We start from the raw sequence: 15,464 nt of genomic DNA, 5'->3' as shown, positions 1-15,464 counted from the left end.
TCTATTAAATCGGGGCCTTAGCTCAGCTGGGAGAGCGCCTGCCTTGCACGCAGGAGGTCAGCGGTTCGATCCCGCTAGGCTCCACCAACGTGTTCTTTGAAAACTAGATAACAATAAGTAATACATTCACATTGAATGCAATGCAAAGTTCATCACACATAGTGATTCTTTCTAAAGTAAGAAATGGTTAAGTTAGAAAGGGCGCACGGTGGATGCCTTGGCACTAGGAGCCGATGAAGGACGGGACGAACACCGATATGCTTCGGGGAGCTGTAAGCAAGCTTTGATCCGGAGATTTCCGAATGGGGAAACCCACTGCTCGTAATGGAGTAGTATCCATACTTGAATACATAGAGTATGAGAAGGCATACCCGGGGAACTGAAACATCTAAGTACCCGGAGGAAGAGAAAGCAAATGCGATTCCCTGAGTAGCGGCGAGCGAAACGGGAACAGCCCAAACCAAGAGGCTTGCCTCTTGGGGTTGTAGGACACTCTATACGGAGTTACAAAGGAATGATATAAGCGAAGAGGTCTGGAAAGGCCCGCCAAAGAAGGTAACAGCCCTGTAACTGAAATGTTGTTCTCTCCAGAGTGGATCCTGAGTACGGCGGAACACGTGAAATTCCGTCGGAATCCGGGAGGACCATCTCCCAAGGCTAAATACTCCCTAGTGACCGATAGTGAACCAGTACCGTGAGGGAAAGGTGAAAAGCACCCCGGAAGGGGAGTGAAATAGATCCTGAAACCGTGTGCCTACAAGTAGTCAGAGCCCGTTAATGGGTGATGGCGTGCCTTTTGTAGAATGAACCGGCGAGTTACGATCCCGTGCAAGGTTAAGCAGAAGATGCGGAGCCGCAGCGAAAGCGAGTCTGAATAGGGCGCATGAGTACGTGGTCGTAGACCCGAAACCAGGTGATCTACCCATGTCCAGGGTGAAGTTCAGGTAACACTGAATGGAGGCCCGAACCCACGCACGTTGAAAAGTGCGGGGATGAGGTGTGGGTAGGGGTGAAATGCCAATCGAACCTGGAGATAGCTGGTTCTCTCCGAAATAGCTTTAGGGCTAGCCTCAAGGTAAGAGTCTCGGAGGTAGAGCACTGATTGGACTAGGGGCCCCTACCGGGTTACCGAATTCAGTCAAACTCCGAATGCCGATGACTTATCCTTGGGAGTCAGACTGCGAGTGATAAGATCCGTAGTCGAAAGGGAAACAGCCCAGACCGCCAGCTAAGGTCCCAAAGTATACGTTAAGTGGAAAAGGATGTGGAGTTGCTTAGACAACCAGGATGTTGGCTTAGAAGCAGCCACCATTTAAAGAGTGCGTAATAGCTCACTGGTCGAGTGACTCTGCGCCGAAAATGTACCGGGGCTAAACGTATCACCGAAGCTGCGGACTGTTCTTACGAACAGTGGTAGGAGAGCGTTCTAAGTGCTGTGAAGTCAGACCGGAAGGACTGGTGGAGCGCTTAGAAGTGAGAATGCCGGTATGAGTAGCGAAAGACGGGTGAGAATCCCGTCCACCGAATGCCTAAGGTTTCCTGAGGAAGGCTCGTCCGCTCAGGGTTAGTCGGGACCTAAGCCGAGGCCGAAAGGCGTAGGCGATGGACAACAGGTTGATATTCCTGTACCACCTCCTCACCATTTGAGCAATGGGGGGACGCAGGAGGATAGGGTAAGCGCGGTATTGGATATCCGCGTCCAAGCAGTTAGGCTGGGAAATAGGCAAATCCGTTTCCCGTAAAGGCTGAGCTGTGATGGCGAGCGAAATTTAGTAGCGAAGTTCCTGATTCCACACTGCCAAGAAAAGCCTCTAGCGAGGTGAGAGGTGCCCGTACCGCAAACCGACACAGGTAGGCGAGGAGAGAATCCTAAGGTGATCGAGAGAACTCTCGTTAAGGAACTCGGCAAAATGACCCCGTAACTTCGGGAGAAGGGGTGCTTCTTAGGGTGTTAAAGCCCCGAGAAGCCGCAGTGAATAGGCCCAGGCGACTGTTTAGCAAAAACACAGGTCTCTGCGAAGCCGTAAGGCGAAGTATAGGGGCTGACGCCTGCCCGGTGCTGGAAGGTTAAGAGGAGCGCTTAGCGTAAGCGAAGGTGCGAATTGAAGCCCCAGTAAACGGCGGCCGTAACTATAACGGTCCTAAGGTAGCGAAATTCCTTGTCGGGTAAGTTCCGACCCGCACGAAAGGCGCAACGATCTGGGCACTGTCTCAACGAGAGACTCGGTGAAATTATAGTACCTGTGAAGATGCAGGTTACCCGCGACAGGACGGAAAGACCCCGTGGAGCTTTACTGCAGCCTGATATTGAATGTTGGTACAGCTTGTACAGGATAGGTAGGAGCCTTGGAAACCGGAGCGCTAGCTTCGGTGGAGGCATCGGTGGGATACTACCCTGGCTGTATTGACCTTCTAACCCGCTGCCCTTATCGGGCAGGGAGACAGTGTCAGGTGGGCAGTTTGACTGGGGCGGTCGCCTCCTAAAATGTAACGGAGGCGCCCAAAGGTTCCCTCAGAATGGTTGGAAATCATTCGCAGAGTGTAAAGGCACAAGGGAGCTTGACTGCGAGACCTACAAGTCGAGCAGGGACGAAAGTCGGGCTTAGTGATCCGGTGGTTCCGCATGGAAGGGCCATCGCTCAACGGATAAAAGCTACCCCGGGGATAACAGGCTTATCTCCCCCAAGAGTCCACATCGACGGGGAGGTTTGGCACCTCGATGTCGGCTCATCGCATCCTGGGGCTGTAGTCGGTCCCAAGGGTTGGGCTGTTCGCCCATTAAAGCGGTACGCGAGCTGGGTTCAGAACGTCGTGAGACAGTTCGGTCCCTATCCGTCGCGGGCGCAGGAAATTTGAGAGGAGCTGTCCTTAGTACGAGAGGACCGGGATGGACGCACCGCTGGTGTACCAGTTGTTCTGCCAAGGGCATCGCTGGGTAGCTATGTGCGGACGGGATAAGTGCTGAAAGCATCTAAGCATGAAGCCCCCCTCAAGATGAGATTTCCCATTCCGCAAGGAAGTAAGATCCCTGAAAGATGATCAGGTTGATAGGTCTGAGGTGGAAGCGTGGTGACACGTGGAGCTGACAGATACTAATAGATCGAGGACTTAACCTATATTCTAATGTGAAGCATGAACATTGTTATCTAGTTTTGAGAGAACATTCTCTCCATCAGGTTTGGTGGCGATAGCGAAGAGGTCACACCCGTTCCCATACCGAACACGGAAGTTAAGCTCTTCAGCGCCGATGGTAGTTGGGGGTCTCCCCCTGTGAGAGTAGGACGCCGCCAAGCTTTTCTAAGGATCAGTTCCATACGGAACTGGTCTTTTTTGTTTTTTAAGAAAAGGAACAAACACCCGATCTGACATGGATACATATACTAAACTACCATCTAAAACATTCTTAATTTTGTATACAATTGAAAGCGCTAGGGCATACTGAAGCTATAAGTGGAGGTGTCACAATGAGCAAAAAAGAGCGAGAAGCGATTTGTTTGATTTGTGAAGAGAAAAAGACAAAGGGAATTTATTTATATCATCAGTTTTTGTGCCGAGACTGTGAGCGAAAGTTAATTTCTACATCGACCTCGGATCCTAGCTATTCCGATTATGTGAGAAAGCTTAAAAATCTTCATACGCCGCCTTTGTATTCATAGACCACTAGATGGTCTTTTTTTATGAGCTATAAAGGATTGGTCTTGTTTTTTGGAACTTAGTTTGGACATCATCCGTAATTCATAATAAGATAAACAGAGAGCCTGATTATTCATAGGAGTCGATGAACATGAAATCAATCTTTTATACATTTATATGGGCCATCCTCTCTACTTTTTTTTCGGTTGTGATTTTAACCGTCAGTATAGGGGTTTTCCATCATCATGCTGGATTATCGATACTGTATGCGATGATTGGGTGGGGTGTGATGTTTGCAGGGGGCAGATGGGCTGCTTTCCAATTGTTTTTAAAGAAAAACGGACTGTCTCGTAGTGATTATGTATATATCAAACAGCATTTAAAAGAAGCAGGGCAAAAACTTGTGCGTTTAAAAAAAGCTTTATTTGCTGTGAAAAACGTACAAACGATCAAACATAATTATGAAGTTCTTCGGCTTGCACGACGAATCTATACAATAACAAAAAAAGAGCCAAATCGATTTTATGATGCACAGCGTTTTTATTTCGAAAGCTTGGATTCTGTCGTTGAACTAACTGAGAAATATGCACTATTGTATAATCAGCCTAATCGTAGTCATGAGCTGGAAATGACATTGAGCCAAACCCGAGTGACATTGACAGAGCTGCAAAAGCAATTGACCAATGATTTGCAGCAAGTTTTAGGAAGAGACATAGAAGCTCTTCATATTGAGCTTGAAGTAGCAGATAAAATGATGAAGAAATAGATGAAAGGAGTCAAACTCGATGAAACCGGAAGATCACGCCACACCATCACCTGCCTCCACTACAGATCTTCAGTTTCGGGTGTTTGATACCTTATCTGATGAGGAGAAAAAAGAAGCCGTGCAGCGTGCTAAGCAGATCCCTGACAATCCGCAAAAACTGCTTTTCTATGGTACACGTGTGCAGGAACGACTATTGGAACAATCACAACAGATGATGAAATATGTTGAGAAAAAAGATATCGATCAAATAGGAGACGTGCTTGATACCTTTTTGCAGCAGCTGCATGTAGTGGAGCCTGAGGATTTACTGCCAAAGAAACAAGGCTTTTTTTTAAAATGGTTTCAACGGGATAAACGATCTACTCAGGAGATCATATCGCGTTTTCAACATGCAAAATCACAGATCGAGAGATTGTCAGCAAGGCTTCGTTATGCAAGAGGCGTATTAATCTCGGATCATATGTTATTAGAGCGTTTATTTGAAGAAAATCAAACTTATTTTCAAGAGATGACGCTGCAGGTCGCAGCAGTTGAAGCGAAAATGACAACGTTAGAGCAGCGGCCTATTTCAGAAACGCAACTTTCTGTTGACCGGACAATAGAGGAGCAATTGATGAGTCAAGAAGTCAATGAAGAAGAGTATGTGGAGAGACTAAAGGAACGAAAGTATGATTTGCTGTTAAGCCGGCAAATTGCATTGCAATGTAATGCACAAATTCGGATGATCCAGCATACGAATCATACATTGGCCAATCATATTCAATCAACTGTTTCTGCGTCTATTCCTCTATGGATCAACCAAATGTCGATTGCGTTAACGCATATTCAGCAACGGGCCAATTCAGCTCTTGAGAACCGAATCCAAAAAACATATGAAAAGGTATCGAAGCAACAGGAACAGCTTCTTGAAGAGGCATCTTTTGCTCCTATAGATACGTTGAAAAAGGTCCAACGTCAATTAGCTGAAACATTACAGGAAACGTTACAGGTGAAAGAGCATGGAAGCCAAGAGCGAGCTCAATTGAAAAGCAGTATGTATGAGGCAGAGCAGCAGCTGGCGAATCCAATAAAGGAATGAGAAACCATCTTTCGGTTCACTTGTTTGAACGTTATAATAGACTTAAGATATCGTTAAAGTGAGAAGGGTCGATTTGATTGAGAACACCTTTATATACAGCATTAGCACAGCATGCGGAAAAGAAGCCTTATTCTTTTCACGTTCCAGGACATCACAATGGAGATGTCTTTTTTGATGAGGCACGGTCCCACTATGCTTCAATCCTTCAGCTGGATGTGACGGAGCTTGAAGGTCTAGATGACCTCCATCACCCGACTGGTGTGATTCAAGAGGCAGAAAATTTATTGACTAAGCTATATGGTTCAGATCAAAGCTTTTTCCTTGTAAATGGCACAACAGTCGGAAATTTGGCGATGGTGATGGCGGCATGCCGCACGGGAGACGAGATTTTTGTCCAGCGTAATTGCCATAAGTCTGTCTTCCATGCGATCGAGCTTGCAGGGGCAACGCCTATTCTGGTAGACGCTGAGATAGACCCACACTTGCATGTTCCAACACATGTGACGGATGATACAGTCAGAAAAGCCATAGCAAGACATCCTAATTGCCGAGCAATCGTTTTGACTTATCCGAACTACTATGGACATGCAGCTGATTTATCAAAGCTGATTCACATGTGTCATGAAGCAGATGTGGTTGTTCTGGTTGATGAGGCTCATGGCGCGCATTTTGTATTAGGCGGCGCATTTCCTCCATCTGCTCTTTCCTATGGAGCGGACGTGGTGGTACAATCAGCACATAAAACCCTTCCGGCAATGACGATGGGTTCCTATCTTCATCTTCAAGGGGACCGAATCGATGCGAAGCGATTGAAAACATTGCTCACGATGCTTCAAAGCAGTTCGCCGTCTTATCCAATTATGGCCTCATTAGATGTGGCGAGAGCTTATGTCGAGGAGATCAAAGGAAAAGGGACATTGCATGTAATCATGAAAGAACTGACAGAGCTGAAAGATCAGTTCAACCGTCTGACTCATCTTGAAGTGGTTGAGCCTGACTCGCTGCTTTCCGATCCATTAAAATGCGTCATTCGATCAACAAAAGGACTGACTGGTTACGAACTAAAACGGGTGCTTGAATCAGTGGATGTTCATCCAGAGCTTGCGGACGAACATCAGGTTTTACTTATTCTTAGCTTAGAACAGAGGAAGGACGTTCCTTTCAAGCGGATCGAGCAGGCTCTTAAGCAAAGTGATTCATTGCTCAAAGGAAAAAAACATATCCAAAATGAGACGTTATCTATTGAGACTGATGAGCAAAATCAAGACATAGAGGCTGTCCCATTTGAACATGCAGCAGGCCGGATGAGTGCAGAATCAATTATTCCCTATCCGCCTGGTATTCCTTTGATGATTAAGGGAGAGCGTATTGAGATAGATCAAATTGAGGCGTTAAGCCGTTTGCTTGGACATCAGGTTCATGTTCAAGCAAGTCAGGTCATTCATCAGAGAAAATTATATGTTTATATAGAAGAGGAGACACTATGAGCGGTATGTTTATTACGTTTGAAGGGCCAGAGGGCGCCGGAAAAACGACAGTGATTCGAAAAGTGTACGAAGAAATGGAACGTCAAGGATACGCAGTCATGGCGACACGTGAGCCGGGAGGCATTGAGATTGCTGAGCAGATTCGTGAAGTCATTTTAAATGAAAAAAACACGAAAATGGATGCGAAAACAGAGGCATTGCTGTATGCAGCAGCGAGAAGGCAGCATTTGGCTGAAAAGGTAGAACCGGCATTGCAGCGCGGAGACACAGTCTTATGTGATCGTTTTGTTGATAGCTCTCTCGCTTATCAAGGCTATGCGAGAGGGCTTGGAATTGACCAAGTCAGATCAATTAACGACTTTGCTATTGATGGTACGATGCCGCAAATGACCATTTATTTTTCCATTACACCTGAAGAAGGGTTAAAACGAATTCACGCCAATCAAGGAAGAGAAAAAAACAGATTAGACATGGAGACGCTGAATTTCCACCAGTTGGTCAGAGAAGGATATGAACTGCTTATTGCGCAATCGCCAGAACGATTCCGTGTAGTAGATGCGTCTCAGCCGATACAGGTTGTCTATGAAGAAGTACTTCGGGTGATTCAGGACACATTAAAGAAAAATCAAATATGACCTCATTCCCAATCGTTGTTATAATATAGAGGAAGACATCGGCATGTCACCTGTGCCTAAAACAAAGGAGGCCAATCAAATGAAATTAATTGTTGCCGTTGTACAGGACCAAGATAGCAGCAAGTTGTTGAAAATATTGACTGAACATCATTTCGGCGTGACAAAATTAGCTTCAACTGGTGGGTTTTTAAAGTCTGGGAATACGACTTTTATCATTGGTTGTGATGATGTCCGAGTGGATAAAGCATTACAGCTTATAAAAGAAAATTGCCGCAAACGTGATCAAATGATTGCACCTGTATCTCCAATGGGTGGTAACGCAGATTCATATGTACCATACCCTGTTGAGGTTGAAGTTGGTGGAGCTACTGTCTTTATTCTGCCAGTTGAACAATTTCATCAATTCTAAGGATGGGTTGCTGTGAAAATTAATCAAGATATGCGGCTGCTTTTAGAAAAGCGTGAACTCCAAGGCATTAAAGGAAGCCAAACATCTGCCTCCTTTAAAGCATCGATGGAGACGCAAAGCGGCAAAATGCGCTTAGAGCAGCTGACGGTCATGCTGAGTGATATCGAAGTGTTCGGTAAAAAGCTGACAAAGTCACGAAACCTAAAGGACTTGGCTAGGTTTAAAGGGCTTGTGAAGCGCTTTGTAAAAGAGACAGTCGATAATGGATTCAATATAGAAACATCAAGGAGCTTTGACATTTATGGCAACACGCGTACACTCGCTTTAGTCAAAGCATTAGATGAAAAGCTGATTGAATTAACAGAGGATATGATGGACCAAGAGAAACCTTCTATTGATTTGCTTGAACGTATTGGAGAAATAAAAGGTTTATTGATTAACCTTTACACATAGAGAGTGATAACATGGCAATTAGCTGGGATGACATGAATGATTTGCAGCCGCGCGTCATGCGGCTGATTTTTAATAGTATTGATAAAGACCGACTTGCGCATGCCTACTTATTTGAAGGAAAAAAGGGGACGGGAAAGCTGGATGCTGCGATGCTTTTGGCTAAGAGCTTTTTTTGCTTGAAAGCAGGAGTGAAACCATGTGAATCCTGCCAAAACTGCAAAAGGATTGAGTCAGGAAACCATCCCGATTTACATCTCGTGCAGCCTGATGGTCAATCGATTAAGAAAGCGCAAGTGCAGGCATTGCAAGAGGAATTTACAAAAGCAGGTGTGGAATCTCACCGAAAAATGTATATCATTCTTCATGCGGACAAAATGACGGTCAATGCCGCGAACAGTTTATTGAAGTTCCTAGAGGAGCCTAACCGGGAAACGATGGCAATTTTAATCACTGAGCAATCGCATAAAATGCTGGATACGATTATTTCAAGATGTCAGATGCTTAGCTTTCAGCCGCTGCAGCCGCAATCCTTGGAGCAGCAGCTATTACAAGAAGGCGTATCTCAGCATCTTGCAAGGCTTTTGTCGAATTTAACCAATAATTTAGCAGAAGCACTCGAATTAAGTCGAAATGATCAGTTTGCAGAGTCTAGAGCGAAAGTGATAAAATTGTATGAAGTCTTACACCAGCGAAAAGAACATGCATTTTTTTATATACAGGATCAATGGATGCCTTTTTTCAAAGAGAAAGACCTTCAAGAAACAGGTCTGGATATGCTTTTATATATATATCGTGATGTATTGTCGATTCAAATAGGAAATGAAGATAAAGTCATTTATCAAGACTTATTCCAGACAATGAAGCAGCACGCGCTGCATTCCACACAGCAGATGGTGACGAACCAGATCCTTGCTGTATTAGAAGCGAAAAAGAGACTTCAATCCAACGTGAATGCCCAAGGGCTGATGGAGCAATTGGTGTTGATGTTGCAGGAGGGATAAGTTTGTACAACGTAATTGGTGTTCGTTTTAAAAAAGCGGGCAAAATCTATTATTTCGATCCTAATGGATTTCATATAGAAAATGATAGTTGTGTCATTGTAGAGACGGTCAGAGGAGTTGAGTACGGACAAGTGGTCATCGCTAATAAAAAAGTAGATGAACACGATGTCGTTCTTCCTCTGCGTAAGGTGATTCGTGTAGCAGACGAACGAGACCGGCTCATCGTTGAGGAAAACAAAGAAGCAGCGATGACAGCCTTTGATACATGTCTTCAGAAGGTAAGTGAACACGGGCTAGAAATGAAGCTGGTCGATGTTGAATTTACATTTGACCGAAACAAGGTCATCTTCTACTTCACAGCGGATGGCAGAGTAGATTTCCGCGAGCTAGTGAAAGATCTTGCTTCAATTTTCAAGACGAGAATTGAACTTCGCCAGATTGGTGTAAGAGACGAGGCAAAAATGCTGGGTGGCATAGGTCCTTGCGGGCGAATGCTTTGCTGTTCGACATTCTTAGGAGACTTTGAACCAGTATCCATTAAGATGGCAAAAGATCAAAACCTGTCGCTAAATCCTACAAAAATTTCAGGGCTTTGCGGCCGTTTGATGTGCTGCTTGAAATATGAGAATGATGAGTATGAAACAGCGAAAGAACAATTGCCCGATATCGGTGAAACGATTCAGACATCTAGTGGCTCTGCAAAGGTAGTAGGGCTCAACATTTTAGAACGAATTTTGCAAGTTGAATTAACCGGGCAAGAAAAAGTGATAGAATATACTTGGGAAGAATTATTACAAGAAGGCGTTGTATCTGCACAAACAACTGAGTAACGAGGTGTGCCACCTTGGATAAAAAGGAACTATTTGATACGGTGATCAATTTAGAAGAACAAATCGGTTCTCTTTATCGCCAGTTAGGTGATTTGAAAAATCATATCGGTGAAGTGATTGAAGAAAATCATCAGCTGCAGATGGAGAATCAGCACTTGCGTGAACGTCTGGATCAGTCTGATCGGGACAAATCGTCTGAGACAGAGAATGATTCTGCTCAGAAGCCAGGTCATTCTGATATAGGAGAAGGTCATGATAACCTGGCTCGGTTATATCAGGAGGGCTTCCATATTTGTAATGTACATTATGGGAGCATTCGTAAAGAGGGAGACTGTTTGTTCTGTCTGTCATTTTTAAATAAAAAATGAGAAAAGGCTTCCGCTGAATCGGAAGCCTTTTTCACAGGAAAAGAAAGGATACATCATGGTTTCGTTAAGAGAAGATGAACGATTAGATTACTTGCTCGCCGAAGATATGAAGATTATTCAAAGTAAAACGGTTTTCGCCTTTTCATTGGACGCAGTATTATTAGCGAAATTTGCGTATGTGCCAATCCAAAAAGGAGAGATCATTGATCTTTGTACGGGAAATGGCATTGTGCCATTGCTGCTTTCGACTCGATCTAAGGCCTCCATTACTGGGGTCGAAATTCAAGAACGGCTGTTTGATATGGCAAAAAGAAGTGTGGCGTATAATCAACTTGAAAAGCAAATTAAATTGATTCATGGTGATTTGAATGATATGCCAGCACGCTACGGCAACCACAAAGTAGATGTCATCACATGTAATCCGCCATATTTTAAGACACCTTCTAAGGAAGAAATCAATGAAAATGAATACTTGGCAATTGCTCGGCATGAAATCCATTGTACATTAGAAGATGTCATTCGCGTTTCTTCCACGCTGCTGAAGCAAGGGGGTAAACTGGCGATGGTTCATCGGCCGGGTCGGCTGCTTGAGATTGTGGAATTGATGAAGAAGTACCGAATTGAGCCAAAACGAATTCAATTTGTTTATCCCAAACAGGGGAAAGATGCCAATACCATCTTAGTAGAGGGTATAAAAGATGGAAAACCAGATCTGAAAATTCTCCCGCCTCTTTTTGTTTATGGAGATGATCAAGAGTATACAGAAGAAATCAGGACGATACTGTATGGAGAAGCATAATCATTACTTCTATGTATTGAAATGTGCAGATGGCAGCCTGTATGCAGGTTATACAAATGATTTGCAAAAAAGACTGACGACCCACAATAGTGGAAAGGGAGCAAAGTATACAAGAGCGAGACGGCCGGTTGAGCTGTATTATCATGAATGTTTTGCAACCAAAAGAGAAGCCATGCAGCAAGAATATCGTTTTAAAACGTGGACGCGGAAAAAGAAAGACCTTTATATAGAAGAAATGCGAATAGAAAAGGAGGCGGCACATGAAAACACAGAAAAGCTTTGATGGTCAATCAGATATGGGCATTCTGTATCTCGTCCCAACCCCAATTGGCAATTTAGAAGATATGACGTTTCGAGCCATACAAACATTAAAAGATGTAGACTATATTGCCGCAGAAGATACAAGACAAACGAAAAAACTTTGTCATGTCTATGAAATTGATACGCCATTAACGAGTTATCATGAGCATAACAAAGACAGCAGCGGCCACAAGTTAATCGAATGGTTAAAAGAAGGAAAAAACATCGCACTCGTGAGCGATGCTGGTTTACCGACGATCTCAGATCCAGGTGCTGAAGTGGTTCGAGACTTTACTAATATCGGCGGCTATGTCGTTCCGTTACCTGGAGCAAATGCTGCACTTACAGCACTCATTGCATCAGGGATTACACCTCAGCCATTTTTCTTTTATGGTTTTCTTGACCGACAAAAAAAGGAAAAGAAAAAACAGCTCGAAGCTTTGAAGAAGCGTCAAGAAACAATCATTTTCTATGAAGCGCCCCATCGATTAAAAGAAACGCTGACTTTGATGAAGGAAGTGTGGGGCAACCGGAATATCGCCATTACGAGAGAACTAACGAAAAAATTTGAAGAGTTTATTCGTGGAGATTTAGAGTCTGTGCTGACATGGGCCGCAGAACATCAAATCCGGGGTGAATTCTGTCTTGTCGTACAAGGTAATGATCAAGATGAAGAAGAGTTAAATGAAGATGTCTGGTGGAAGTCCTTATCTGAAAAGGAACACGTGATCCATTACATAGAAGAAGGATTAACGTCGAAGGAAGCCATTAAACGTACAGCCGTCGAACGTGGTGTACCAAAGCGCACCATATACGATGCTTATCATATTGGACAATAAAGAAAGGTTCTTGCAAACGGTGCAAGAACCTTTTTTATATCAAACTTATTTTTGTGATTGAAGTTGGTTTTGGATTTCGTTAATGATTTGCTCTGCACCTTCACGGCTAAGAACTAATTTACCATTAGCAAGTTTAAGGTTATCGTCTGATACTTCACCTGTAACTTGGCAAGTCATGTTTGGTTTATATTTTTTTAGGATAATTTTTTCATCATCAACATAAATTTCCAAAGCGTCTTTTTCAGCGATTCCTAGAGTACGGCGAAGTTCGATTGGAATCACCACGCGCCCTAATTCGTCAACTTTACGTACAATACCTGTAGATTTCATCTTCATTCTCCTCCCAAAGAGTTCTTATTCTTAATATAATATTATCTTCGTCATTATTCGACAAATTCCTTACATTCATAGCATAACAAGGTTTCCATAAATCGTCAATCATTTTGTTTACTATTGTTTGTAAAATATGACTCTTAAAGTCAAAAGACCTTGAAACTACTGATTTATAAGGGTTTTGTGGCTTTTTTCTATGAAAATATGAGAAATGACGAGTTCAGATTAACAAGACTTTTGCCCTAAATTAGACAATTGTAAATCTGGAGATATATTTCATACGACAATATTCGACAAAATGACGACAGGTTTGTCGTTTTTTTCGAAAAACTCATCTTTTTCGATCATTTCATCTTGTTCTATGTATATATGCTTGATCTTAAAGGCTAAGATGGTATCATAGAGAAAGCACAAGTGCAAAATTTAATGAATTGATCTAACACATTTTCATGTAATGATGATAACCGCTCTCGTCCATTGGGCGGGAGTTTTTGACATTTACACACACGCAGGAGGTTCCGACATGCCGGAAAAGAAAAAAACGTTTTATCTGACAACACCTATTTACTATCCGAGCGGAAAATTACATATTGGACATGCTTATACGACAGTAGCAGGGGATGCTATGGCTCGTTATAAACGTCTTCAAGGCTATGATGTGATGTATTTAACGGGTACAGATGAGCACGGACAAAAAATTCAGCAAAAAGCTGAAGAACAAAATATTACACCGATCGAGTATTTAGATCCGGTCGTAGCAGACATTCAATCATTATGGAAGAAACTCGACATTTCGAATGATGATTTCATCCGTACAACAGAAAAAAGACATACGAAAATCATTGAGCAAGTGTTTCAAAAGCTGCTTGATCAAGGTGATATTTATTTAGATCAATATGAAGGCTGGTACAGTATTCCTGATGAGACATTCTATACGGAAACACAGCTTGTGGATGTTGAGCGGAATGAAAAAGGAGAAGTCATTGGCGGGAAGAGCCCTGACAGCGGACATCCTGTCGAATTAATTAAAGAGGAATCATATTTCTTCCGTATGAGTAAGTACGCGGATCGTTTACTAGACTATTACGAAAAGAATCCAACGTTCATTCAGCCTGAATCAAGAAAGAATGAAATGATCAATAACTTCATTAAACCCGGTTTAGAGGATTTGGCTGTATCAAGAACAACCTTTGATTGGGGAATTAAAGTTCCTAACAATCCAAAACACGTCATCTATGTATGGATTGATGCGTTATTCAACTATTTAACTGCGATTGGCTACGGAACTGATCAGGATGAAAAATATAAAAAATATTGGCCTGCTAACGTGCATCTCGTAGGGAAAGAAATTGTACGCTTCCATACGATTTATTGGCCAATTATGCTGATGGCACTAGATCTGCCGCTGCCGAAACAAATTTTCGCACACGGCTGGCTGCTGATGAAAGATGGTAAGATGTCTAAATCAAAAGGGAACGTAGTAGATCCCGTCACATTAATTGATCGCTATGGCCTTGATGCCCTTCGTTATTACCTCCTTCGTGAAGTACCATTTGGTGCGGATGGTGTGTTTACACCAGAAGGATTCGTGGAACGTGTAAACTACGACCTTGCCAATGATTTAGGTAACTTGCTTAACCGTACAGTTGCGATGGTACAAAAATATTTTGACGGTACATTAAGCAGCTATAAGGGTCCAGTTAATGAGTTTGATGAGGAACTTAAAGCGGTAGCTGAGCAAACAGTCAAAGCCTATGAAGAAGCGATGGAAAACCTTGAATTCTCGGTGGCTCTTTCAAATGTTTGGACATTAATCAGCAGAACCAATAAATATATTGACCAGACAGCTCCATGGGTGCTGGCAAAGGATGAAACAAAACGAAAAGAGCTGCATTCTGTCATGTATCATTTAGCAGAATCACTGCGCATCACAGCGGTTCTCTTAACGCCATTCCTAACGAAAACACCTGAGAAAATCTTCTTCCAGCTTGGCATTGAAGAAGAGAAGCTTAAAAGCAGGGATAGCATTCTATCTTTTGGTGCCATTCAACAAGCGACGGTACAAAAAGGAGAGCCTTTGTTCCCTCGTTTAGAGGTTGAAGAAGAAGTAGCGTATATTAAAGAGAAAATGCAGGGAAGTGCACCAAAGGAAGAAGAGAAAGTAGAAATAGAAGAAACGGAATTACCTGAGCTTGGAGCAGAAATTGCATTTGATGATTTCTCAAAAGTTGATCTTCGAGTAGCACAGGTACTGGAAGCAGCCCCAGTGAAAAAAGCGGATCGTCTCTTAAAGCTTCAGCTTGATTTTGGATTTGAAAAAAGACAAATTGTTTCAGGGATTGCCAAGCATTATCAACCTGAGGAATTAGTAGGGAAAAAGCTCGTTTGCGTAGCGAATCTGACACCAGTCAAACTCAGAGGGGAAATTTCCCAGGGAATGATTTTAACTGGAGAAACTGATGGGAAATTGCAGGTTCTTGAAGTAGACCGATCTCTAGCAAATGGAACAAAAATTTTATAAATCAACAAAAGG

Annotated in this window: 15 protein-coding genes, 1 tRNA gene and 2 rRNA genes; 17 read left to right on the top strand and 1 reads right to left on the bottom strand. The window is 43.1% G+C overall.

Annotated elements, in window-relative coordinates:
* Positions 1-11: 11 nt before the first annotated feature.
* The 16 genes from ACSSTM_RS11620 (at position 12) to rsmI (ending at position 12,598) form a co-directional block, all read left to right on the top strand.
* Positions 12-87, top strand: a tRNA-Ala gene (locus ACSSTM_RS11620).
* 98 nt (positions 88-185) lie between these two features.
* A 23S ribosomal RNA gene (locus tag ACSSTM_RS11615) occupies positions 186-3,116 on the top strand.
* A gap of 61 nt (positions 3,117-3,177) precedes the next feature.
* Positions 3,178-3,293 (top strand): 5S ribosomal RNA (gene rrf / locus ACSSTM_RS11610).
* 171 nt (positions 3,294-3,464) lie between these two features.
* Positions 3,465-3,656, top strand: a complete 192-nt coding sequence (locus ACSSTM_RS11605) for a sigma factor G inhibitor Gin (RefSeq protein ID WP_003217973.1) — start codon at positions 3,465-3,467, stop codon at positions 3,654-3,656.
* A 128-nt stretch (positions 3,657-3,784) separates the two neighbouring features.
* On the top strand, positions 3,785-4,399 hold the full coding sequence (locus ACSSTM_RS11600; RefSeq protein ID WP_060595344.1) for a 5-bromo-4-chloroindolyl phosphate hydrolysis family protein: 615 nt from the start codon (positions 3,785-3,787) through the stop codon (positions 4,397-4,399).
* Positions 4,400-4,418: 19 nt separating this feature from the next.
* Positions 4,419-5,477, top strand: a complete 1,059-nt coding sequence (locus ACSSTM_RS11595) for a toxic anion resistance protein (protein ID WP_034665668.1) — start codon at positions 4,419-4,421, stop codon at positions 5,475-5,477.
* Positions 5,478-5,554: 77 nt separating this feature from the next.
* Positions 5,555-6,964 (top strand): aminotransferase class I/II-fold pyridoxal phosphate-dependent enzyme, encoded by a 1,410-nt coding sequence (locus ACSSTM_RS11590; RefSeq protein WP_095286195.1) that lies wholly within the window; start codon positions 5,555-5,557, stop codon positions 6,962-6,964.
* On the top strand, positions 6,961-7,599 hold the full coding sequence (gene tmk, locus ACSSTM_RS11585; RefSeq protein ID WP_437404179.1) for a dTMP kinase: 639 nt from the start codon (positions 6,961-6,963) through the stop codon (positions 7,597-7,599). Before ACSSTM_RS11590 ends, tmk begins: the two co-directional genes overlap by 4 nt.
* Positions 7,600-7,678: 79 nt before the next feature.
* Positions 7,679-8,008 (top strand): cyclic-di-AMP receptor, encoded by a 330-nt coding sequence (locus tag ACSSTM_RS11580; protein ID WP_024425625.1) that lies wholly within the window; start codon positions 7,679-7,681, stop codon positions 8,006-8,008.
* A 12-nt stretch (positions 8,009-8,020) separates the two neighbouring features.
* A complete protein-coding gene (locus tag ACSSTM_RS11575; RefSeq protein ID WP_034665673.1) occupies positions 8,021-8,461 on the top strand; it encodes a YaaR family protein in 441 nt (146 codons plus the stop codon).
* An 11-nt stretch (positions 8,462-8,472) separates the two neighbouring features.
* Positions 8,473-9,462: a DNA polymerase III subunit delta' gene (holB, locus tag ACSSTM_RS11570; protein ID WP_034665677.1), complete on the top strand. Its 990-nt coding sequence runs from the start codon at positions 8,473-8,475 to the stop codon at positions 9,460-9,462.
* 2 nt (positions 9,463-9,464) lie between these two features.
* Positions 9,465-10,292, top strand: a complete 828-nt coding sequence (locus ACSSTM_RS11565; RefSeq protein ID WP_012008643.1) for a PSP1 domain-containing protein — start codon at positions 9,465-9,467, stop codon at positions 10,290-10,292.
* 14 nt (positions 10,293-10,306) lie between these two features.
* Entirely contained in the window at positions 10,307-10,660 is a 354-nt protein-coding gene (gene yabA, locus ACSSTM_RS11560) for a DNA replication initiation control protein YabA (protein WP_003217957.1), read from the top strand.
* Positions 10,661-10,715: 55 nt separating this feature from the next.
* On the top strand, positions 10,716-11,459 hold the full coding sequence (locus ACSSTM_RS11555; protein ID WP_034665680.1) for a tRNA1(Val) (adenine(37)-N6)-methyltransferase: 744 nt from the start codon (positions 10,716-10,718) through the stop codon (positions 11,457-11,459).
* Complete coding sequence (locus tag ACSSTM_RS11550; protein ID WP_003217970.1) at positions 11,446-11,742, top strand: GIY-YIG nuclease family protein; 297 nt, start codon at positions 11,446-11,448, stop codon at positions 11,740-11,742. The genes ACSSTM_RS11555 and ACSSTM_RS11550 overlap by 14 nt, the downstream gene beginning before the upstream one ends.
* Positions 11,720-12,598 (top strand): 16S rRNA (cytidine(1402)-2'-O)-methyltransferase, encoded by an 879-nt coding sequence (rsmI, locus tag ACSSTM_RS11545; protein WP_034665683.1) that lies wholly within the window; start codon positions 11,720-11,722, stop codon positions 12,596-12,598. Before ACSSTM_RS11550 ends, rsmI begins: the two co-directional genes overlap by 23 nt.
* Before the next feature lie 45 nt (positions 12,599-12,643).
* Here the strand turns inward: rsmI and ACSSTM_RS11540 are convergent, their stop codons facing one another.
* Positions 12,644-12,934, bottom strand: a complete 291-nt coding sequence (locus tag ACSSTM_RS11540; RefSeq protein ID WP_087975202.1) for an AbrB/MazE/SpoVT family DNA-binding domain-containing protein — start codon at positions 12,932-12,934, stop codon at positions 12,644-12,646.
* A gap of 520 nt (positions 12,935-13,454) precedes the next feature.
* On the opposite strand from ACSSTM_RS11540, the gene metG reads away from it, so the two are divergent.
* Positions 13,455-15,452 (top strand): methionine--tRNA ligase, encoded by a 1,998-nt coding sequence (metG, locus tag ACSSTM_RS11535; RefSeq protein ID WP_420735206.1) that lies wholly within the window; start codon positions 13,455-13,457, stop codon positions 15,450-15,452.
* Positions 15,453-15,464 lie beyond the last annotated feature (12 nt).

Source organism: Bacillus sp. RK1064 (assembly GCF_051488405.1).
GTDB lineage: Bacteria > Bacillota > Bacilli > Bacillales > Bacillaceae > Bacillus.
The sequence above is the reverse complement of the archived record's forward strand: the minus strand, read 5'-3'. Positions and strand labels throughout refer to the sequence as shown.

Excerpts from the sequence above, each read along its gene's own strand:
- ACSSTM_RS11605 (WP_003217973.1), top strand. The coding sequence starts at position 3,465 with ATGAGCAAAAAAGAGCGAGAAGCGATTTGTTTGATTTGTGAAGAGAAA.
- ACSSTM_RS11600 (WP_060595344.1), top strand. The coding sequence starts at position 3,785 with ATGAAATCAATCTTTTATACATTTATATGGGCCATCCTCTCTACTTTT.
- ACSSTM_RS11595 (WP_034665668.1), top strand. The coding sequence starts at position 4,419 with ATGAAACCGGAAGATCACGCCACACCATCACCTGCCTCCACTACAGAT.
- tmk (WP_437404179.1), top strand. The coding sequence starts at position 6,961 with ATGAGCGGTATGTTTATTACGTTTGAAGGGCCAGAGGGCGCCGGAAAA.
- ACSSTM_RS11580 (WP_024425625.1), top strand. The coding sequence starts at position 7,679 with ATGAAATTAATTGTTGCCGTTGTACAGGACCAAGATAGCAGCAAGTTG.
- holB (WP_034665677.1), top strand. The coding sequence starts at position 8,473 with ATGGCAATTAGCTGGGATGACATGAATGATTTGCAGCCGCGCGTCATG.
- ACSSTM_RS11555 (WP_034665680.1), top strand. The coding sequence starts at position 10,716 with ATGGTTTCGTTAAGAGAAGATGAACGATTAGATTACTTGCTCGCCGAA.
- ACSSTM_RS11550 (WP_003217970.1), top strand. The coding sequence starts at position 11,446 with ATGGAGAAGCATAATCATTACTTCTATGTATTGAAATGTGCAGATGGC.
- rsmI (WP_034665683.1), top strand. The coding sequence starts at position 11,720 with ATGAAAACACAGAAAAGCTTTGATGGTCAATCAGATATGGGCATTCTG.
- ACSSTM_RS11540 (WP_087975202.1), bottom strand. The coding sequence starts at position 12,934 with ATGAAGATGAAATCTACAGGTATTGTACGTAAAGTTGACGAATTAGGG.
- metG (WP_420735206.1), top strand. The coding sequence starts at position 13,455 with ATGCCGGAAAAGAAAAAAACGTTTTATCTGACAACACCTATTTACTAT.